The following is a 19,217-nucleotide window of genomic DNA, read 5'->3' on the forward strand; positions in this document are numbered from 1 at the left end:
TTGCCCCCGCGTTGCGACCCGGGCATCTGCCCAGATCGCAACACGAATGGCAAGGTGCGCTCAGCCGGCCATGCGGCCCCCGGCGCGCCGCGGCAACGCGCGCCAGCGGCGGGCCGGCGGCAGCGTCGCGTTGGCGGGTGCCGGCACGGTGGGCGCGGCGCTCTCCCAAATGCCCGCCGTGAGCGGCTGCCGCAGTGCACCCGGCTGCTGGATCGTGCGCCACAGGTCCGCCGCCGCGATCGCCAAGGATAGCATGTCGGGCGCGGCGATATAGAGCTTGCGCCAGCGCGGCGCGAAGGCGGTCTTGAAGCGCTCCAGCCCCTCGGCGCCCGGCGTGAAGCGCATCAGGCGGGCGTCGGGCAGGGCGGCCAGGTTGAACTCGTGGCATCCCTCGCGCCCTGCGGCCTCGACCGCGGCCACGATCAGCGCCTGCATGGTGCCCGCAGGCACGCCGTCCTCGTGGCGCATGATGTCGAGGCTCATGACCCCCGGCGCCGTCACGCAGGTGATGAAGGCAACCATGCGCCCGTCCTTGTAGGCGGCAAAGATCGGCTTGTCGGAGAGGAAGGCCGGGCAGAAGCGGCCCATGCTCAGCCCGCGCTCGCCGCCATGCGCCGCCGCCCAGCGGGCATTGATGCCGCTCATCTCGATCCAGTCGGGCGCACTCAGGCGGCGCGCCGTGATCCCGTCCTTCGCGGCCTTGCGCAGCGCACGGCGCAGCTGGCGCCGTTCGGGCGTGTCGAGCGTGAAGTCGCGCGGATCCAGCACCGCCTCGCGTGCCACCGGCACCGCGGACCAGCCGGCGCGGCGGGCCGCCACGGCATCGCGCCCCGTGATCTTGTAAAGGCAGGCGATCCGGTTCTCGCTACGCGCTGCGGCCCGCAGACCCGGTAGCAGCGGCCCCAGACGCCCTGTCTGGGCCCCGAGGAACAGCGTCATCGTCTGCGCGGTGGACAGCAAGGCCGCGCTATGCGGTCCGGTGACCAGCAGTCGGCTGTCGCTCTGGGCGACGAAGGCGTGCTCGGCGCGGGGGCCGCGGGCAGGGGCATGGCGCGGCGTCGGCACGGCGCTCGCCACAAGCGGACGGGCCAGCGTCGCGTAGAGCGCTGCGATCACGCAGGGCACCGCGTAGTAGATCAGGCGGTAGCCGATTAATGCCGCGGCCAGTGTTTCGGCGCCGACGGCGGGCAGCAGCAGGGCCAACCCCAGCTCGAAGGGGCCGACACCGCCCGGCGTGCCCAGCATCAGTCCGGCGCCAAGTGCCAGGGTGTAGGCCGCGATCAGCGTGAAGGGGGCAACGGTACCGGTCGGCATCAGCAGCCACAGCGCGAGCCCGGCGAAGATCAGGTCCAGCGCCGCCAGCGCGATCATGCGCCCGGCGGCCTGCAGGCTTGGCAGACGCAGGGTACGGCCAAGAAGACGGATCTCCGGCACCCGCCAGAGCCCATAGCCGACGGCGGGCAGGGCGACGGCCAGCAGAAGCGGCGCGAGCCAGGCAACCCCTCCGATCACCGGAAGCGCCACGGCGACCGCCAGTAGCGCCCAGGAGGCCATGAAGCTCAGCCCCACCAGCGCCGACAGGGCCAGCACGCCCCCGCGACCCAAGACCGGCAACAGCCGCCAGCGCACCGCGGCGCCGACCGCCGGACCGGCCCCGGTTACCTGCGCGATCGCAATCGACGCGGCGCCCGCGCGACGGGCGCGGCGCGGGTCCAGACCGGTCCCCATATGCCGGTGTCCGACCAGGTCGTATTCCGCCAGCACACGGAAGCTCGCCAGCGTGGCGAGACCTGCGGCGATCCAGCGCCAGGCCGGGATCTCGCCAAGGCTTGTCGCCACGGCGGGCAGGTCGAGCGTCGCCGCCTCCTGCCAGAGCAGCCAGAAGCAGACCGCGGCCAGTGAAAGCGGCAGGGCACGCCGCAGAAGTGGCCGCGCAGGCCGGTCGGATTGCAGTGTTTGCACCAGAACTGTCCCCTGATGATGATGTCGGTTGGATCATCGGCGACCATGCGGCTCAGAAGTTAATGCTGTCGTTGGGACCTGTGGTGATACGGCGACATATCCTTCAGGATAGTCCCAACGAAAAAGGCGCGCCCCGTCGCCGGAACGCGCCCTGAAAACAGAGACTTCGCGGGGCTCAGGCTTCCTTCAGAAGCTGGTCCTTGGCCACCACCAGAAGCTGGCTCATCTTGGTGCGGATCTCGTCATCGGTGGCCTTGTCGCCAAGGTCGCCCGAGACCTTGCGCACCACGTCCTCATGGCCCGCTTCCTCGAAATCGGCCTTCACCACCTCGCGGGCATAGGCCATGGCGTCTTCGCCGGTCTTGCCCATCAGCTCTGCTGCCCACAGGCCAAGCAGCTTGTTGCAGCGGGCCTGTGCGCGGAACTTCATCTCCTCGTCATGCGCGAACTTGTTCTCGAAGGCTTTTTCGCGATCGTCGAATGTGCTCATGGGCCGATCCCCCTTGGAAACTGAACGTTGCAACTTCTATGCTTGAGCGGGCAGGACCACGCAAGCCTTCGCGGGAAACCTCCGGGAAGCTTGCGACAATGGCGCCCATGCTCTAATGGTTCGCCACCTGAAGGACCCCGTGCAAGCGGGCGTCCCAATTCCTGACGATGATACGTTTCGTCCCCAACAACACAAAGGGGCCTCCGCAATGGCGCGGCGCAAGAAAATCTACGAAGGCAAGGCCAAGATCCTCTACGAAGGCCCCGAGCCAGGGACCATCGTTCAGTATTTCAAGGATGACGCCACCGCCTTCAATGCCGAGAAGAAGGACGTGATCGAGGGCAAGGGCGTTCTGAACAACCGCCTGTCCGAGTTCTTCATGACCGGGTTGAACAACATCGGCGTGCCCACCCATTTCCTCAAGCGCCTGAACATGCGCGAGCAACTGGTCCGCTCCTGCGAGATCGTTCCGCTCGAAATCATCGTGCGCAACTTCGCCGCCGGCAGCATGTCGAAGCGTCTGGGGCTGGAAGAGGGCATGGCGCTGCCCCGGCCCATTGTCGAATACTGCTACAAGGACGACAAGCTCGGCGATCCGCTTGTCACCGAAGAACACATCGCCGCCTTCGGCTGGGCCAGCCAACAGGACATGGACGACATCCTCAGCCTCTCGCTGCGGGTGAACGACTACCTCTCGGGCCTCATGTACGGTGTCGGCATCAAGCTCGTCGACTTCAAGATCGAGGTCGGGCGCGTCTACGACGGCGATTTCCAGCGCCTGATCGTCGCCGACGAGATCAGCCCCGACAGCATGCGGCTCTGGGACATCGAGACCGGCCAGAAGCTCGACAAGGACGTCTTCCGTCGCGATCTGGGCAGCCTGACCGACGCCTACACCGAAGTGGCCCGCCGCCTCGGCGTCATGCCCAAGCAGGCCACCCACATGGCCAAGCCCAAGCTCATCAACTGAGCCTGCGTCCGCGCAGGGGGCAGGTGGTGACCATAGATCAACGGAAAACGCCCTCGCGGATCGCCGCGGGGGCGTTGTCTTTCTGGTAGACATCCGATCCTATGAGATCGGCATTTCCGTTCTAAACCGGAAATCTAAGAGATGCAGCTCATGTGGTGGCGCTCGGCATCGCGACCGCGGCCCAGGATCTCAGTCCTTGGAAATTCGCATGCCGCTCGCGGTGAAGACGATGCTCTCGCCCTCGTGCAGGAAGCTTCCGATCCGCTGGGAGATCGCCTGCTCGGCGCGGTTCCGGCCACGCCGGATCGGGTCGCCATCGCGACGGGGGGCCGTGCCCGGACGGCGCGCCTCGGCCCAGAGAATGGGATGCAGCTCGGTCAGGTAATCGGCGATGATCCAGTCGAAACATCCGATGATCTGCCGCGTCACCGGCGTGTCGATCCCGGTCGAGGGAACGATCAGCCCGGTGAAGGCCGCAAAGATGTTGGCGTAATGCGGCGAGGGGAAGCGCGTCAGGATCTCGTACACGCCCTCGGCGAAAAGATCGCTGTCGATGTGGTTCAGGACTCCGGGGTCCATCTCCGTCGCGCCGGCCATGACGATGCTGTAGGCGCCGGTGCCCCAGACGTCGGAGGTCTGCCCGACGACGCGGCGGGCCTGCTGGTCGAGCAGGCCATAGCTGCCGAAGCGCGCGGGCAGAAGATCCCGACCCATGGCGCGCAGGTGGCCCGGGCAGCCGGGGTCGAGCTCGATGACATCCTCGTAGTCGTCCGCAACACGCTGCTCGGGCGCGGGATCGGCCGGCAGGACGCCACAGCGAACGGCAGCCCAGAGCGGGCTGTCGTTTGCAAAGGGGTCGAAACGGTCGACAAGCTGGTAGGCGGTCTCGAGCGCGCGGTCGTGGGTCTTCCGCAGATTCGGCGAAAGCTTTCCGAGCGATTGTCCGCCCGCGCAGATCTGGGCGAGATCGAGGTAGGCTGCGGCCACAACGTGCTTGACCGCGTGATCTCCGGGACAGCCTTCACGCAGGTCGTCGTGCAGCGCGATAAGCGCGTCGAAACCACCTGCGATGTCGCCGACGAGGATCGCGTCTCGCGCGGCTTTCACAGCGTCATGTCGCGCACCGCGCGACAGCAGGGCGGCCACGGGCGTCCCGCCGCTCGTCAGCTCGCGCTTGGCCTCCGCGGCGCGGATCTCATGGGAAAGTCGGTCCCAAGCTTCCTGCCGGGCCAGGTGCATGCCCCGGTCGCGATGCATGACCCGTTCCTGTGTCTCGGGTGTCGGATGACGCATGGCGATGTCGATACGGGGTCGCAGGGGCGGCACCTTGGCGGCTGCATCGGTGCTATCAAGCTCGTCCTGCGACATACGCGAACCCCGTCGCCCCGGGTTGAGCGGAGAGAGGCGTGCGCCAATCCGGCGCATCGTCGGGAAGAGTTCGATTGCGGTCATGCTGGCCTTATCTGGTTCAACCTTGGCGAAAATTGGGCGGATTGCCGGGCTTACGCGGGCAAGAGATCGGTGTTTTTGGGTATTTCAAGCCGGCTTGGAAGTCTCATTGTTTGCCAGGATACGGCTTTGCAAGGGTTTTTCCGCCAAATCCCGCCGACGCTTGGAGGGGGCAAGGGTTGCGAAACGCTCCGGGCTGCGTCAGTGTCGTTTGTCATGTTACATACGCGATTGTGCGGCGCACTCCCGGGATTCGTGGCGCCTTTCCTGATTCATGTTCTGCTTTCGGCACCGGTTGCCGCGCAGATCGGGCCCGCCCCGCAGGAAACCGGGCCCACGCCTCAGGCGGTCACGGAATCGCTGCGCCCGAAGGCGCGTGTCCGCGAATTCGTCCTGCCCGAAGCCCGCTGGGGCAAGGCCCGGCGTAGTTGGACCCGCGCCGTCGTCTCCGCCCTGCGCAGCCATGCCCGCCAGCTTCCCCGGCTCGAGCCACGTGACATCGCGACCTGGTGCCCGGCCTATCTCACCGCCGACACCCGCCAGCGCGAGGCCTTCTGGGTCGGTCTCGTCTCCAGCCTCGCCTGGCACGAAAGCACCCATCGGCCCGGCGCGGTCGGCGGCGGCAACCAGTGGTTCGGCCTCGTGCAGATCTTCCCGCCCACGGCGCGGCACTATGGTTGCCGCGCGCGCAGCGGCGCGGCGCTCAAGGATCCCGAGGACAATCTCTCCTGCGGCCTGCGCATCATGGCCGAGACGGTGCCGCGGGACGGCGTGATCAGCGCCGGGATGCAGGGTGTGGCAGCCGACTGGGGCCCGTTCCATTCCCGCAGCAAGCGCGAGGACATGATCGCCTGGACCCGCGAGCAGGATTACTGCCGCCAGATCGGCCGCTCGCTGCGTCCGGTCAGCCGTCCCGCCGCGATCGAATTCGCCTATACCGAACGGCCGCACAGCCGCCCTGAGGGGCTCGCCCCCTTGGGTGTGAGCGATTCCCTTCCGCCCGATGCGCTGGTGAGCGAGGTGCCGGAGCAGGACGAGGCCGGCATGCCGCTGGCCGCGGCGGTGGCCGAGTTCATGGATCTCGCCGATCCAGAACTGTCCGAAGAAGGCGCTCTGAAAGAAGAAGAGCCCGGGCAGGTGCCCGAGCTCTCTGAAACGGAAGGCGACGATCCCGCCGCCGACGCCTCCTGATCCTTCTCAGGCCTTGAGCCAGGAGGGGCGGCGCGTCGCATCCACCAAGGATACCACCGGCGCCCGGTGCCCGCCAAGCGCCAGCGTCGCGCGGCGCAGCATAGCGATGCCTTCCTCGGATCGCGCAGGCAGGGCCGAGGGCGAAATCGGTTCGCCCACGGTGATCCTGTAGGGCTGGCGCGCCTTGTTCAGCGTTTCGTGGAAAAGCGTAATGTCGCGCAGCGTCGGGTGGATCAGGTCAAAAAGATAGAACAGGACCGAATTGCGCGCGCGCATGTGGATCGGGATGACTGGCACCTCGAACTTGCGCGCGATCATCGCGGCCGAGGCCATCCAAGGGCGCTCGTGCAGTCCCAGCCCGCGCCGCTTGGCGAGACGGCCTGCCGGGAAGATCACGCCAAGGCGGCCGTCGTCCACCGCCTTGCGGGTGTAGGCCATGGTCTCGCGCGTCTTGGCATGGCTGCGTTTTTCCTGCCGCCATTCGACGGGGGCGATCATCGTCTCCATCTGGGGGACGACGCGCAGGATGTCGTGGTTGGCAAAGTAGTATGCGTCGGGCCGCAGCCTGCTCAGAACGGAATGCAGCATGATCCCGTCGGCGATGCCGGTGGGGTGGTTGGCGACGACCAGCGCGGGGCCGTGGCGCGGGATGTTGGACAGGCCGGTCGCCTCGACGTCACGCGCCAGCAACTCGGCCATCTGGTCCATCAGCTCGTTCGCGGGCAGGTGTTCGACCGAGGAGGCGACCTCGAGGGTCTTCTCGTATCCAAGCATGCGGTTAAGCAGGGCCCGCGCGGGGCGAACCCCCGGACGATCCGAGAAAAGCCACGGTGCGCGCTCTTCAATCAGAGGGTCGATACGGTCCTTCATTCGGCTACCCTGACCAGTTCTCACAACATTCTAGTGACATCATAGGATGCCTTTCGGCCGCACTCCACCCCCACGAACCGCGTGGGTCAAGCATTGAGTAACGCTCGTGCCCGAGGAGCGGTTCCGTCACAAGAGCGAAAACGGATGGCGTTCACTGCGAAGCCCCGCCTTCGCGAGCGCGGTTTCCAGCGTCGCAAGCGGCGGAAGACTGTCCTGCGGTAGGGTGACGCGCCGCCCGTCCGGCAGCACCAGCCGCGCCCGCAGGCTGAGGTCGAACCGGCGCTCCAGCCGGACGTGGTCGATGGCGGACAGCCGCGCCTCGCCGCGATGGCCGCCACTCCACCAACGCATTGCGAGACAGTCGATCTCCAGCCCCGCCTGGCGTCCGGTGACAAGATCCCAGGCGGCCGGCAGGCTGAGCACGAGGAAGGGCAGCAGCACCCATTCCGCCGCCCCGAGCCAGCGCCAAGCCGCCAGCAGCGCTGCCCAGACAACAGCGAGCGCGACAGCCACAGCGGGCCGCCGCCCGCTGCGCTCGAACCGCCAGGCCAAGGCGCTCAGCCGAGCATGCGCGAGACCATTTCCGACATGTCCCGGCTCAGCCCCGGCTTGGCGGCGATCCGCTCAAGTTCGGCCTTCATCAGCGCCTGGCGGCCCTCGTCGTAGCGGGTCCAGGTCTGGAAGGCGACCGCCATGCGCGCCGCCGTCTGCGGGTTGCGCGAATCGAGGTCGATCAGGTGATCGGCCAGCAGCCGGTAGCCGTGCCCGTCCGCCCGGTGGAAGCCTGCATGATTGCCCGCCAGCGCCCCCAGCACCGCGCGGAAGCGATTGGGGTTCGATGCGTCGAACTGCGGATGCTTCACCAGCGCCTCGGTCCTCTCGACCGCCACATCCGGTCCCGCCAGCGCGATCTGCAGCCCGAACCACTTGTTCATGACCAGCTTGTCGTTCTTCCATTGCGCGTGGAAGGCCTCGAGCGCCTGCTTGTCCCGCCCCGCGCGGACAAGGCAGGACAAGGCCGCTAGCTGCTGCGTCATGTTGGTCGCCCCGTCAAAGGCTGCCAGCGCCGCCGCGCCCCCGTCGAGCCGCGTCTGCAGCGCCAGCACGGCACTGCCCAGCGCCCGCTTGCCCGACTGCTCGGCATCGGGCACATAATCCGCCTCGACCTTCGCCTCCTCGGCCAGCGCCGGCAGCATGCCTTCCCACCGCGCGGCCATGGTCTGCGCCAGCCGCTCCGACGCCGTCCAGATCGCCTCGGGATCGGGCGTCACGCCCTTTTCGTGCAGCGCGCGCGCCAGCTCCGCCTGCGCCGGCACACCCAGCATCAGCGCCCGGAACGCCGGTTCCAGACCGGTCTCCGACAGCACCTGTCCCAGTGCATCGAGCCAGGCGCCGTCGGGCTCGGCGCCCTCGGTCACGCTCGCCATCAGGCTTTCGCGCGCAAGGCTGCGCGAGGCCTCCCAGCGGTTGAAGGGATCGGTGTCATGGGCCAGCAGGAACAGCCGCGTCTCGCGCGGGATGTCGTTCTCCAGCACCACCGGCGCCGAGAACCCCCGCAGGACCGAGGGCACCGGCTGTGCCGAGAGCCCCTCGAAGCTGAAGCTCTGCTCCGCCTCGGTCACTTCCAGCACCCGCGTCTCGACCACCTCATCGCCGTTCGGCCCCAGCAGCCCGACCGCCACCGGGATCACCTGCGGCGCCTTTTCCTCCTGCCCGGGGGTGGGAGGCGTGTGCTGGTGGAAGGTCAGTGTGTAGGTCCCGTCGGCAAAGCTCTCCTCGTAGCGCAGCCGCGGCGTACCCGCCTGCGAATACCAGCGCTTGAACTGCGACAGATCCCGCCCCGTGGCATCCTCGAAGACGGCCAGCCAGTCCTCGATGGTGGCCGCATCGCCGTCGTGCCGCTCGAAGTAGAGATCCAGCGCCTTGAAGTAATCCTCGTCGCCCACCAGTCGCTTGAGCATGCCGATCACCTCGGCGCCCTTCTCGTAGACGGTGGCTGTGTAGAAGTTGTTGATCTCCTGGAAACTTTCCGGCCGCACCGGGTGTGCCAGCGGCCCCTGGTCCTCGGGGAACTGACGCGCGCGCAGCATCAGCACGTCGCTGATGCGCTTGACCGGCGCGCTGCGCAGGTCCGCGGTAAAGCTCTGGTCGCGGAAGACCGTCAGCCCCTCCTTCAGACACAGCTGGAACCAGTCGCGGCAGGTGATCCGGTTGCCGGTCCAGTTGTGGAAATACTCGTGCGCGATGATCGCCTCGATCCGCTCGAAATCCGCGTCGGTCGAGGTGTCGGGCGATGCGAGAACCGCCGAGGAGTTGAAGATGTTCAGCCCCTTGTTCTCCATCGCGCCCATGTTGAAATCGTCGACCGCCACGATGTTGAAGATGTCTAGATCGTATTCCCGCCCGTAGACATCCTCGTCCCAGCGCATGGAGGTCTTCAGCGACTCCATGGCAAAGGGGCACTTGTGTTCGTCACCGGGGCGCACCCAGACGTTAAGCTCCACATCGCGCCCGCCGCGCGTGGTGAACTGGCCGGCGTGGTTCACCAGCTCGCCCGCGACCAGCGCGAACAGGTAGGAGGGCTTCGGCCAGGGGTCATGCCACTCGGCAAAGCCCTCGCCGATCTCCACCTTGTCGCCGTTCGACAGCAGCACCGGCAGGTCGCTCTCGATGCGCACCTCGAAGGGGGCCATCACGTCGGGCCGGTCGGGGTAATAGGTGATCTTGCGGAAGCCTTCCGCCTCGCACTGGGTGCAGTACATGCCGTTCGACATGTAAAGCCCCTCGAGTGCGGTGTTTTTCGCCGGCGCGATCTCGACCTCGGCCTCGAACAGGAAGGGGCCGGAGGGGACCTCGCAGCGCAGTCCCTCGGGCGTGACCTCGGGTGTGATCTCCTCGCCATCGATGCTGGCCCGGATCAGTGTCAGCTCCTCGCCGTGCAGGAAGAAGTCCTGCGCCGGCGCGCCGGGGTTCGGCGCGAAATGCAACCGCGAGACGACGCGCGTCGCCTCGGGGGCAAGGCGAAACGTGAGGTGCGCGCTCTGCACCTGCCAGCCGAAGGGCGCGTAGTCCTGTAGGTAGATGGTCCGGGGGGCGGCGTCCTTCATGGGTGTCCTCGCTGGGAGTTGATCGAACATCTTGGCGTCCTAGACTGTTATGCCCTCGAGAGCAGAGCCGCAATGGCGGCCCCCGAAACGCAAGCAGAGGTAGGAACCATGTCCGATCCGGGCACAAATCTCGAAACCGAAAAACGCCGTCACAGACCCGCCTTGACGGGCATCGCCGTCGTGCTGGGCTTCGTCGCGATCATCACGGCGGTGTACTCCGTCATGGTGGTCGAACGCGCCCCGGGCCCTGACGGGGCTGAGGAACAGGTCGAAGTCGGCCCCGGCGGGGACCCCGAGGAATGAGCGGGCAGGGCGGCCGCATGCGGCGAAAGGGCGATCTTCCCACGAAGATCTGCGCCAGATGCGACCGACCCTTCACCTGGCGTCGGAAATGGGCCGCGGTGTGGGACGAAGTTCGCTATTGCTCGGACCGTTGCCGCCGCGCCCGCTGATCGCTTCTTCTTGGCAGAAATACTCCCGGGGGTGAACTGGCCGCAGGCCAGGAGGGGGCAGCGCCCCCTTACCCCGCCACCCTCAGCGCGACGCCGATTTCGGCGCAGCGTGCGGCGATCGCCTCGGGCGGAGACATATCCGTGAAGAAGGTGGCAAGATCCGAAAGCGCGGCCACGCGCACCGGCGCCTGCCTGCGGAACTTCGTGTGATCGGCCACGAGAAAGACCTGACGCGACTGCTCGATGATCGTGCGGGTCACACCGACTTCCTGCATGTCGAAATCGAGGATGTCGCCTTCCTCGTCCAGTGCCGAACATCCGATCACCGCGATATCGAACTTGAACTGGCGGATCGTGTGCTCGGTCAGCGCGCCGGTCAGCCCGCCGTCGGCACGTCGCAACGCGCCTGCCGTCACCACCACCTCGCAATCGCCGTTGCGCGCCAGCGTGCCCGCGATGTTGAGGTTGTTGGTCACCGCAAGGATGTTGCGGTGCGACAGGAGGTTTTCGGCCACGGCCTCTGTGCTCGTGCCGATGTTGAGAAAGACCGAACAGTCGTGCGGGATCGCCGCGGCACAGGCCCTCGCCATGGCGGCCTTGCCCTCGGCGTTGAGCCCTCGCCGGTCTTCGTAGCCGATGTTCGTGGTGCCCGACGGCAGCACCGCTCCACCATGCACGCGCTCCAGCCGCCCGGCCTCGGCCAGGTCGCTAAGATCGCGGCGAATGGTCTGCAGCGTGACCTCGAAATGTTCGGCCAGCCCCTCCACCGTGACCTTGCCCTCGCGTCGGGCAATCTCCAGTATCTCGGGGTGACGGATGGATTGTGACATGGCGCATCCCTTTCGCGCCAGTGTTCGCTTGTGTTCGTTTTTGTCAATGGCTTTCGTGGCGTGCGTCTTTCGCCGCCAGAGAAGATCAGTCTTTTCAGGTATTTTACGTTGTCCTCCTCGTTTCGTCGGCTCGTGCCGTAGCGGAATCGAATAGAAACGAAAATCCACGCTTCCAAAACGCGCCGGGACCCGCTACCAATCTAGGCGAGGATCTGAGCTTGGGAGGACTCGGCGATCGGGGAGGACACTTCAGCTTGCAGTACCGCTGTATCCGGCCGCGTCTTGCGCAGGGATGATCCCGCGCGCCGACCCGGTCCGGGTGGCTGCAGCCTCTCCTCGTCGGGTCTGCCGGGCGCAAGCACCGGCTGAGAATGGCGTGCCCTCGCGGTATGCATGGGCGGTCCGGCCCCAAGGTCGGATCGCGGGAGGAGACGAGCATGACTTTGACACTGGAAAACGTGTCGAAACTCGTGGGCGCGGAGACGCATATCCACCCCACGGACCTGACGCTCGAGCCCGGCACGATGAACGTGCTGCTGGGGCCGACGCTGTCGGGCAAGACATCGCTGATGCGTCTGATGGCGGGGCTCGACCAGCCCACCACGGGGCGCATCCTCTGGCAGGGGGACGACGTCACCGGCACTCGCGTGCAGGACCGCAAGGTGGCGATGGTCTACCAGCAGTTCATCAACTACCCCTCGATGACGGTCTACGACAACATCGCCTCGCCCATGCGGCTCCTGGGGCTGCAGGGGGACGAGATCGACCGCCGCGTGCGCGAGGCCGCCGACCTCATGCAGCTCTCGCCCATGCTCGACCGCAAGCCGCTGGAACTGTCGGGCGGCCAGCAGCAGCGCTGCGCGCTCGCCCGCGCGCTGGTCAAGAACGCAGGCCTCGTGCTGCTCGACGAACCCCTCGCCAACCTCGACTACAAGCTGCGCGAGGAACTGCGCGCCGAGATCCCGCGCATCTTCGAGGAATCCGGCGCCATCTTCGTCTACGCCACCACCGAACCCGAGGAAGCGCTTCTTCTCGGCGGCCAGTGCGCCACGCTCTGGCAGGGCCGCGTCACGCAGTTCGGCCCGACGCCCACCGTCTACCGCCGCCCCGCCGATGTCACCACGGCGCGCGTCTTCTCGGACCCGCCGATGAACTTCCTGCGCGTGGAAAAGCGCGGCGGCAGCTTCGCTTTCCCCGACGGCCAGTCCGTGCCCGCCGACCGCATCGCGGGCGAGGTGCCCGATGGCGTCTACACCGCAGGCTTCCGGCCCAACCACCTCGAGATCGAGGCCTTCCATGACATGACCATGAGCTTCGAGACCACGCTCAGCGTGACCGAGATCACCGGGTCGGAAACCTTCGTGCACCTCGACCACCACGGCGAGCGCTGGGTGGGCCTCATCCACGGCGTCCGCGCGCTCACCCCCGGCGACACGCTGACGGTCCACCTCGACCCCACGCATGTCTACCTCTTCGACGAGACGGGCGCCCTCGCGCAGGCCGCCCCCTATGCGGAGGCCGCCTGACATGGCCAAGATCACGCTCGACAATCTCGCCCATTCCTACCTGCCCAACCCCGGCTCCGAGGACGACTTCGCACTGAAGGAGCTGAACCACGACTGGAACGACGGCGAGGCCTATGCGCTGCTGGGTTCCTCCGGCTGCGGCAAGTCCACGCTCCTGAACATCATCTCCGGCCTGCTGCGCCCCAGCCACGGGCGGGTGCTGTTCGACGGGCAGGACGTGACCGACCAGGCCACGGCCGAGCGCAACATCGCGCAGGTCTTCCAGTTCCCGGTCGTCTACGACACCATGAGCGTGCGCGACAATCTCGCCTTCCCGCTGCGCAACCGCGGCCTGCCCGCCGACGAGATCCGCAAGCGCGTGCAGAAGGTCGGCGCCATGATCGGCATGGAGGCCGAGCTGAACCGCAAGGCGCGGGGCCTCACCGCCGACGCCAAGCAGAAGATCAGCCTTGGCCGCGGCATGGTGCGCGAGGACGTGAACGCGCTGCTTTTCGATGAACCGCTGACCGTGATCGACCCGCACATGAAGTGGGAACTGCGCACGCAGCTCAAGAAGCTGCACCAGGATTTCGGGCACACGATGATCTACGTGACCCACGACCAGACCGAGGCGCTGACCTTCGCCGACAAGGTGGTGGTCATGTACGATGGCCGCGTCGTCCAGATCGGCACCCCGCAAGAGCTGTTCGAGCGTCCCGCCCACACCTTCGTCGGCTACTTCATCGGCTCGCCCGGCATGAACGTCTTCGACGCGCAGCTTTCGGGCGCCGAGGCCCGCATCGGCGACACCGTGGTGCCGCTGCCCGGGACTTATGCCGCCACCACCGGCAAGGTGCAGCTGGGCGTGCGCCCCGAGTTCACCCGGCTGAGCGCGGGCGGCGAGGGGCTGCCCGTCACCATCCGCCGGATCGAGGACGTGGGCCGCCACAAGATCCTGCGGCTCGACTGGCAGGGGCAGGAGGTCAACGCTCTGCTGCCCGAAGGCACGCCCGTGCCCGCGGGCGCCGACCGCATCACCTTCGATCCCGAGGGCATCAACCTCTACGAGAACGACTGGCGCATCAGCCCGCAGGGGCGGAGGGAGGCCGCATGAACAAGACAGTCAACCAGAAGGCATGGTTTCTCGTGCTGCCGGTGCTCGTGCTGGTGGCCTTCTCGGCGGTGATCCCGCTGATGACCGTCGTCAACTACTCGGTGCAGGACACCTTCGGCCAGAACGTCTTTTTCTGGAACGGCATCATGTGGTTCGAGGAGATGCTGAACTCCGAGCGCATGTGGAACGCGCTTGGCCGTCAGGTGGTCTTTTCCGCCATCATCCTCGCCATCGAGGTGCCGCTTGGCGTCTTCGTGGCGCTCAACATGCCGAAAAAGGGCTTCTGGGCCTCGTTCTGCCTTGTGGTGATGTCGCTGCCGCTGCTGATCCCGTGGAACGTGGTGGGCACCATATGGCAGATCTTCGGCCGCGTCGACATCGGCCTTCTGGGCTACACGCTCGACGCCATCGGCATCGACTACAACTACACCCAAGGGTTCTTCGCCGCCTGGACCACGGTCATCGTCATGGATGTCTGGCACTGGACCTCGCTGGTGGCGCTGCTGGCCTATGCCGGGCTGCAGTCGATCCCCGACGCCTATTACCAGGCGGCCAAGATCGACCAGGCGAGCCGCTGGGCCGTCTTCCGCTACATCGAGCTGCCCAAGATGATGGGCGTGCTGATGATCGCGATCCTGCTGCGCTTCATGGACAGCTTCATGATCTACACCGAGCCCTTCGTGGTCACCGGCGGCGGGCCCGGCAACGCCACTACCTTCCTGTCGATCGACCTCGTGAAGATGGCGCTGGGGCAGTTCGACCTCGGCCCCGCGGCGGCCTTCTCGCTGATGTATTTCCTCGTGATCCTCGCGATCTCTTGGGTCTTCTACACCGTGATGGTCAACCTCGACAAAAGGGAGGGCCGCTGATGTCCGACACCACCTCGGCCCCGGGTGCCGCCGGCATTCCCGGCGACGTCTCCGCCGCCCGCAACACGGCCCGCACCGCGCGCCGCTTCCGCCCCAGCGGATCGGCGGTGGTCATGGCCCTCTACCTGCTCTTCCTGATGCTGCCGATCTACTGGCTCATCAACATGAGCCTGAAGACCAATACCGAGATCCTCGGCACCTTCTCGCTCTGGCCCCGGAACCTGACCTTCGAGAACTACGCCACCATCCTGACGGATGCCTCGTGGTACATGGGCTACGTCAACTCGCTGATCTACGTGGTGATGAACACGGCGATCTCGCTCGCCGTGGCGCTGCCCGCGGCCTACGCTTTCTCGCGCTACAGCTTCGTGGGCGACAAGCACCTGTTCTTCTGGCTGCTGACCAACCGCATGGCGCCGCCGGCCGTCTTCGCGCTGCCGTTCTTCCAGCTCTATTCCTCGGTGGGGCTCTTCGACACGCACATCGCCGTTGCGCTGGCGCACTGCCTCTTCAACGTTCCGCTGGCGGTCTGGATCCTCGAGGGCTTCATGCGCGGCGTCCCGCGCGAGATCGACGAAACCGCCTACATCGACGGCTACAGCTTCGGGCGCTTCTTCGTGAAGATCTTCATGCCCCTGATCGCGAGCGGCATTGGCGTGGCGGCCTTCTTCTGCTTCATGTTTTCGTGGGTCGAACTGCTGCTGTCGCGCACGCTGACCTCCGTGGACGCCAAGCCCATCGCCGCCACCATGACCCGCACGGTGGGTGCGGCGGGCATCGACTGGGGCGTCCTGGCTGCCGCGGGCGTGCTGACGATCATCCCCGGCGCTTTGGTGATCTACTTCGTGCGCAACTACATCGCCAAGGGCTTCGCCCTGGGGAGGGTGTGATGGAGGGTTTTGTTAACCATTCCGAGGTGATCATGGGGCGCGCCGACCGGGACCGCAGAACCGTCATCCTCGGGCTCGACCCGAGGACCTCCCTGCAACGAGCGCCCCGTGGCCAAGAGGTCCTCGCACTCGATGCGAGGATCTCCCCGCCAAAAGATCCTCGGGTCGAGCCCGAGGATGACGGTGGCAACTGCCCCGGCCATGAAGAAGGACCCACCCCCGCTGTTCGTCTACATCATGACAAACCGGCCACGGGGGACGCTCTACATCGGGGTCACGGGCGACATCGCGCGGCGGGCGTGGGAACACCGCACCCACGCGACCCCGGGCTTCACCGACCGCTACAACCTCGAACGGCTTGTGCACTTCGAGGTCTTCGAGGAACCCTCGGAAGCCATCCGCCGCGAGAAAGCGCTCAAACGCTGGCGCCGCGACTGGAAGATCGCGCTGATCGAGAAGGGCAACGCGGACTGGCGCGACCTCTGGGAGGAGATCACGCCGTAAGCGGAACGCCAGCCGTGACGCCCGTCATCCTCGGGCTCGACCCGAGGACCTCCCGGCCAACAGATCCCCGGGTCAAGCCCGGGGATGACACCGCGAAAATCACCGGAAGGACCCACTGACATGGCATGGATGGCATGGACCTGGCCGACGGCGGCCTTCTTCGCGGTGATCGCCGCGCTGCTGGTGATCTTCACCGTGCTCGCCGTGAAATTCCCCGAAACGCCCCGCCGGGGCGTGCTCGGGATCGAGACGACGCGGGGCGACCGGCTCTTCATTACGCTGCTCGCCTCGGCGTTCCTCAATCTCGCGTGGCTCGGCTTCGGCATCGCGCCGCAGCCCTACGCGCTCATCGCATGTCTCGTCCTCGCGGCCGGAATCTTCCGCTTCGTGTGACGCGCATACCAAGAACGTTCAAAATGGGAGGAGAACCAATATGAACACGACCCTGAGATCGACAACGGCGCTCGCCGTGGCGCTCGGCCTGCTGGGCGGCCCCGCGCTGGCGGACATGGAGGCCGCGCGCGCCTTCCTCGACGCCGAGATCGGCGACGTCTCGACCCTGACCCGCGAGGAGCAGGAAGCCGAGATGCAGTGGTTCATCGATGCCGCGCAGGAGCTGCAGGGCATGGACATCAACGTGGTCTCGGAAACGATCACCACGCATGAATACGAATCCCAGGTCCTCGCCCCCGCCTTCAGCGAGATCACCGGCATCAACATCACCCACGACCTCATCGGCGAAGGCGATGTGGTCGAACGCCTGCAGGTCCAGATGCAATCGGGCCAGAACGTCTACGACGCCTTCGTCAACGACAGCGACCTGATCGGCACCCACTGGCGCTACGGCCAGGCCCGCAACCTGACCGAATGGATGGCAGGCGAGGGCGCCGACGTCACCTCGCCTACCCTCGACCTCGAGGACTTCATCGGCACCCAGTTCACCACCGGGCCCGACGGCAACCTCTACCAGCTGCCCGACCAGCAGTTCGCCAACCTCTACTGGTTCCGCTACGACTGGTTCAACGACGACAAGAACAAGGCCGACTTCGAGGAGGAATACGGCTACGAGCTCGGCGTCCCGGTCAACTGGGCGGCCTACGAGGACATCGCCGAGTTCTTCACCGGCCGTGACCTGTCGCACATGGGCATCGACCAGGACATCTACGGCAACATGGACTACGGCAAGAAGGACCCCAGCCTCGGCTGGCGGTATACCGACGCCTGGATGTCCATGGCCGGCATGGGCGACACGGGCGAACCGAACGGCCTGCCGGTCGACGAATGGGGCATCCGCGTCAACGAGAACTCCCAGCCCGTGGGCGCCTGCATGGCGCGCGGCGGCGCCACCAACTCGCCCGCCGCGGTCTATGCCGTCGACAAGGCGATCGAGTGGCTGCAGAACTACTCGCCGCCCGCCGCCGCCGGCATGACCTTCTCCGAGGCCGGTCCCGTGCCGGGGCAGGGCAACATCGCCCAGCAGATGTTCCTCTACACCACCTTCGTGGCGCCCCTCGTGGACAGCCCCGCGGTGATGAACGAGGACGGCACGCCCAAGTGGCGCCTCGCCCCCAGCCCGCACGGCGTCTACTGGGAAGAGGGCATGAAGGTCGGCTACCAGGACGTGGGCTCGTGGACGATCCTCGACAGCACGCCCACCGACCGCGCCAAGGCCGCCTGGCTCTATGCGCAGTTCGTCACCTCCAAGACCGTGGACGTGAAGAAGTCCGACGTGGGCCTGACCTTCATCCGCGAGAGCACCATCAACTCCGACCACTTCACCGACCGCGCGCCCAAGCTCGGCGGCCTGGTCGAGTTCTACCGCTCGCCCGACCGCGTGCGCTGGTCGCCCACCGGCACCAACGTGCCCGACTACCCCAAGCTGGCGCAGCTCTGGTGGCAGAACATCGGCGACGCCATGTCCGGCGCCAAGACCTCCAAGGAGGCGCTCGACCAGCTCTGCGCCGACATGGAAAGCGTCATGTCCCGGCTTGAGCGCGCCGGCGTTCAGGGCGATCTCGGCCCGGTCCTGAACGAGGAACGCGACCCCGAGTACTGGCTCGAACAGCCCGGCGCGCCGAAGCCGGCACTCGAGAACGAGGACGAGGAACCCCAGACCGTCTCCTACGACGAGCTGGTCCAGTCCTGGCAGTAAGCCTCAGGGTTTGAGAGATGGAGCGCGCCGGGTGTTTGCCCGGCGCGTTTTTTTGGGGGGCGAAGCTAGTTGTCCCCGCCGACCAACACCCAATGCACAAGGATTGCATATTAGCGATTTCGGTCCACAACCGACCTCTGTGTCGAGTCCTATGAATTTCCAGCGTGGTTCAACACAATCCTTCTTGCCCACTTGACATCGTATACTACGGCCAACGAGATACACGTTCAGGTGTTACTTGAACTCCCCCACCTCGGAAAATTTCGCTAATCAGGGGTAATCAGAGACCACAAACGCCGCCTAGAAGACATCTGAAAAGCTGCGTCCAACCTCTGCCGGCCAATGAAAGACACAGTAGTGTTCCGGAGCAGCGCGATGTCTTGCGGTCAGCGAAAAGTCTCGTCAAAGTGACTTCGCACTTAGTGGCGACGGTATGGGGGCCAAATGGCGAGAGAAAGCTACTCAGCAGTATTGCTCACTCAGGGAGAACACCGCTTCTACCAGCTTGCGATGCCTAGCGATACTCTTGGAGAATGCACATTCGTGACGACCCGGGATAGCGACCCTGAAGCAGGTTTTCAACGTCTGTTGGATAAAAAAAGAGCTACAGAGATCGCCAAGTATATTGACTCTGGGCATGGAACTATCCCGACATCCGTTATCTTATCAGCACAGCAAATTTGCAATCTAGAGTATGAGTCGAGAAATAAGACAATTAGCTTTGAAATACTTCCTAGCTCATTTTTAATTCTGGATGGTCAGGGCTTTGTTGCGCAAAGGCGTATGTAGGATTCATCTCGTGAATCCAGCGTGGTAGCTGGGGCGGCATGAGCAGACCTCTCCCGCCGAGCTACAAAACCAA

General features: G+C 65.9%; 19 protein-coding genes. 12 read left to right on the plus strand and 7 right to left on the minus strand.

Going from position 1 to position 19,217, the window contains the following annotated elements:
* Nucleotides 1–60 precede the first annotated feature (60 nt).
* Nucleotides 61–1,962, minus strand: coding sequence for a phosphatidylglycerol lysyltransferase domain-containing protein (locus C8N44_RS10645; protein ID WP_107976271.1), 1,902 nt, complete (start codon nt 1,960–1,962; stop codon nt 61–63).
* A 175-nt stretch (nt 1,963–2,137) separates the two neighbouring features.
* Nucleotides 2,138–2,452 carry a DUF1476 domain-containing protein gene (locus tag C8N44_RS10650; protein ID WP_107976273.1) on the minus strand — a complete coding sequence of 105 codons (315 nt, stop codon included), beginning with the start codon at nt 2,450–2,452 and terminating at the stop codon, nt 2,138–2,140.
* 208 nt (nt 2,453–2,660) lie between these two features.
* Between C8N44_RS10650 and purC the strand changes: the two genes are divergently transcribed.
* Nucleotides 2,661–3,422, plus strand: a complete 762-nt coding sequence (gene purC / locus C8N44_RS10655) for a phosphoribosylaminoimidazolesuccinocarboxamide synthase (RefSeq protein ID WP_107976275.1) — start codon at nt 2,661–2,663, stop codon at nt 3,420–3,422.
* 189 nt (nt 3,423–3,611) lie between these two features.
* Here purC and C8N44_RS10660 read toward each other — a convergent pair whose 3' ends face one another.
* Nucleotides 3,612–4,874 carry a hypothetical protein gene (locus C8N44_RS10660; protein ID WP_146178837.1) on the minus strand — a complete coding sequence of 421 codons (1,263 nt, stop codon included), beginning with the start codon at nt 4,872–4,874 and terminating at the stop codon, nt 3,612–3,614.
* Between the two features lie 252 nt (nt 4,875–5,126).
* On the opposite strand from C8N44_RS10660, the gene C8N44_RS10665 reads away from it, so the two are divergent.
* Nucleotides 5,127–6,062: a transglycosylase SLT domain-containing protein gene (locus C8N44_RS10665; protein WP_244641060.1), complete on the plus strand. Its 936-nt coding sequence runs from the start codon at nt 5,127–5,129 to the stop codon at nt 6,060–6,062.
* A gap of 6 nt (nt 6,063–6,068) precedes the next feature.
* On the opposite strand, the gene C8N44_RS10670 is transcribed toward C8N44_RS10665, so the two are convergent.
* The 3 genes from C8N44_RS10670 to pepN form a co-directional block, all read right to left on the minus strand.
* Complete coding sequence (locus C8N44_RS10670) at nt 6,069–6,932, minus strand: lysophospholipid acyltransferase family protein (RefSeq protein WP_107976281.1); 864 nt, start codon at nt 6,930–6,932, stop codon at nt 6,069–6,071.
* 126 nt (nt 6,933–7,058) lie between these two features.
* Entirely contained in the window at nt 7,059–7,445 is a 387-nt protein-coding gene (locus C8N44_RS10675) for a hypothetical protein (protein WP_158274038.1), read from the minus strand.
* Nucleotides 7,446–7,489: 44 nt separating this feature from the next.
* On the minus strand, nt 7,490–10,039 hold the full coding sequence (gene pepN / locus C8N44_RS10680) for an aminopeptidase N (protein ID WP_107976285.1): 2,550 nt from the start codon (nt 10,037–10,039) through the stop codon (nt 7,490–7,492).
* A gap of 108 nt (nt 10,040–10,147) precedes the next feature.
* Between pepN and C8N44_RS10685 the strand changes: the two genes are divergently transcribed.
* Together C8N44_RS10685 and C8N44_RS10690 are read left to right on the plus strand one after the other, a co-directional pair.
* A complete protein-coding gene (locus C8N44_RS10685; protein ID WP_107976287.1) occupies nt 10,148–10,342 on the plus strand; it encodes a hypothetical protein in 195 nt (64 codons plus the stop codon).
* Nucleotides 10,343–10,359: 17 nt separating this feature from the next.
* Nucleotides 10,360–10,491, plus strand: a complete 132-nt coding sequence (locus C8N44_RS10690) for a DUF2256 domain-containing protein (protein WP_107976313.1) — start codon at nt 10,360–10,362, stop codon at nt 10,489–10,491.
* Nucleotides 10,492–10,559: 68 nt separating this feature from the next.
* On the opposite strand, the gene C8N44_RS10695 is transcribed toward C8N44_RS10690, so the two are convergent.
* The gene (locus tag C8N44_RS10695; protein WP_107976289.1) at nt 10,560–11,321 is read right to left on the minus strand and encodes a DeoR/GlpR family DNA-binding transcription regulator; all 762 of its coding nucleotides are present in this window, start codon (nt 11,319–11,321) and stop codon (nt 10,560–10,562) included.
* Nucleotides 11,322–11,758: 437 nt separating this feature from the next.
* Here C8N44_RS10695 and C8N44_RS10700 point away from each other — a divergent pair, with 437 nt between their 5' ends.
* From C8N44_RS10700 to C8N44_RS10735, 8 genes are all read left to right on the plus strand, one after another.
* Nucleotides 11,759–12,847 carry an ABC transporter ATP-binding protein gene (locus C8N44_RS10700; protein ID WP_107976290.1) on the plus strand — a complete coding sequence of 363 codons (1,089 nt, stop codon included), beginning with the start codon at nt 11,759–11,761 and terminating at the stop codon, nt 12,845–12,847.
* Nucleotide 12,848: 1 nt separating this feature from the next.
* Nucleotides 12,849–13,940, plus strand: coding sequence for an ABC transporter ATP-binding protein (locus C8N44_RS10705; protein ID WP_107976292.1), 1,092 nt, complete (start codon nt 12,849–12,851; stop codon nt 13,938–13,940).
* Nucleotides 13,937–14,809, plus strand: coding sequence for a carbohydrate ABC transporter permease (locus C8N44_RS10710; protein ID WP_107976294.1), 873 nt, complete (start codon nt 13,937–13,939; stop codon nt 14,807–14,809). The genes C8N44_RS10705 and C8N44_RS10710 overlap by 4 nt, the downstream gene beginning before the upstream one ends.
* A complete protein-coding gene (locus C8N44_RS10715) occupies nt 14,809–15,699 on the plus strand; it encodes a carbohydrate ABC transporter permease (protein ID WP_188758706.1) in 891 nt (296 codons plus the stop codon). Before C8N44_RS10710 ends, C8N44_RS10715 begins: the two co-directional genes overlap by 1 nt.
* A 177-nt stretch (nt 15,700–15,876) precedes the next feature.
* Entirely contained in the window at nt 15,877–16,203 is a 327-nt protein-coding gene (locus C8N44_RS10720; RefSeq protein WP_244641059.1) for a GIY-YIG nuclease family protein, read from the plus strand.
* Nucleotides 16,204–16,323: 120 nt separating this feature from the next.
* Nucleotides 16,324–16,596: a DUF2160 domain-containing protein gene (locus C8N44_RS10725; protein WP_107976296.1), complete on the plus strand. Its 273-nt coding sequence runs from the start codon at nt 16,324–16,326 to the stop codon at nt 16,594–16,596.
* A gap of 40 nt (nt 16,597–16,636) precedes the next feature.
* Nucleotides 16,637–18,355 carry an ABC transporter substrate-binding protein gene (locus tag C8N44_RS10730; protein WP_188758704.1) on the plus strand — a complete coding sequence of 573 codons (1,719 nt, stop codon included), beginning with the start codon at nt 16,637–16,639 and terminating at the stop codon, nt 18,353–18,355.
* Between the two features lie 444 nt (nt 18,356–18,799).
* Nucleotides 18,800–19,144, plus strand: a complete 345-nt coding sequence (locus tag C8N44_RS10735; RefSeq protein ID WP_107976298.1) for a DGQHR domain-containing protein — start codon at nt 18,800–18,802, stop codon at nt 19,142–19,144.
* The last annotated feature ends 73 nt before the right edge of the window (nt 19,145–19,217 follow it).

The sequence above is a fragment of the Allosediminivita pacifica genome (assembly GCF_003054175.1).
GTDB classification, from domain to species: domain Bacteria; phylum Pseudomonadota; class Alphaproteobacteria; order Rhodobacterales; family Rhodobacteraceae; genus Allosediminivita; species Allosediminivita pacifica.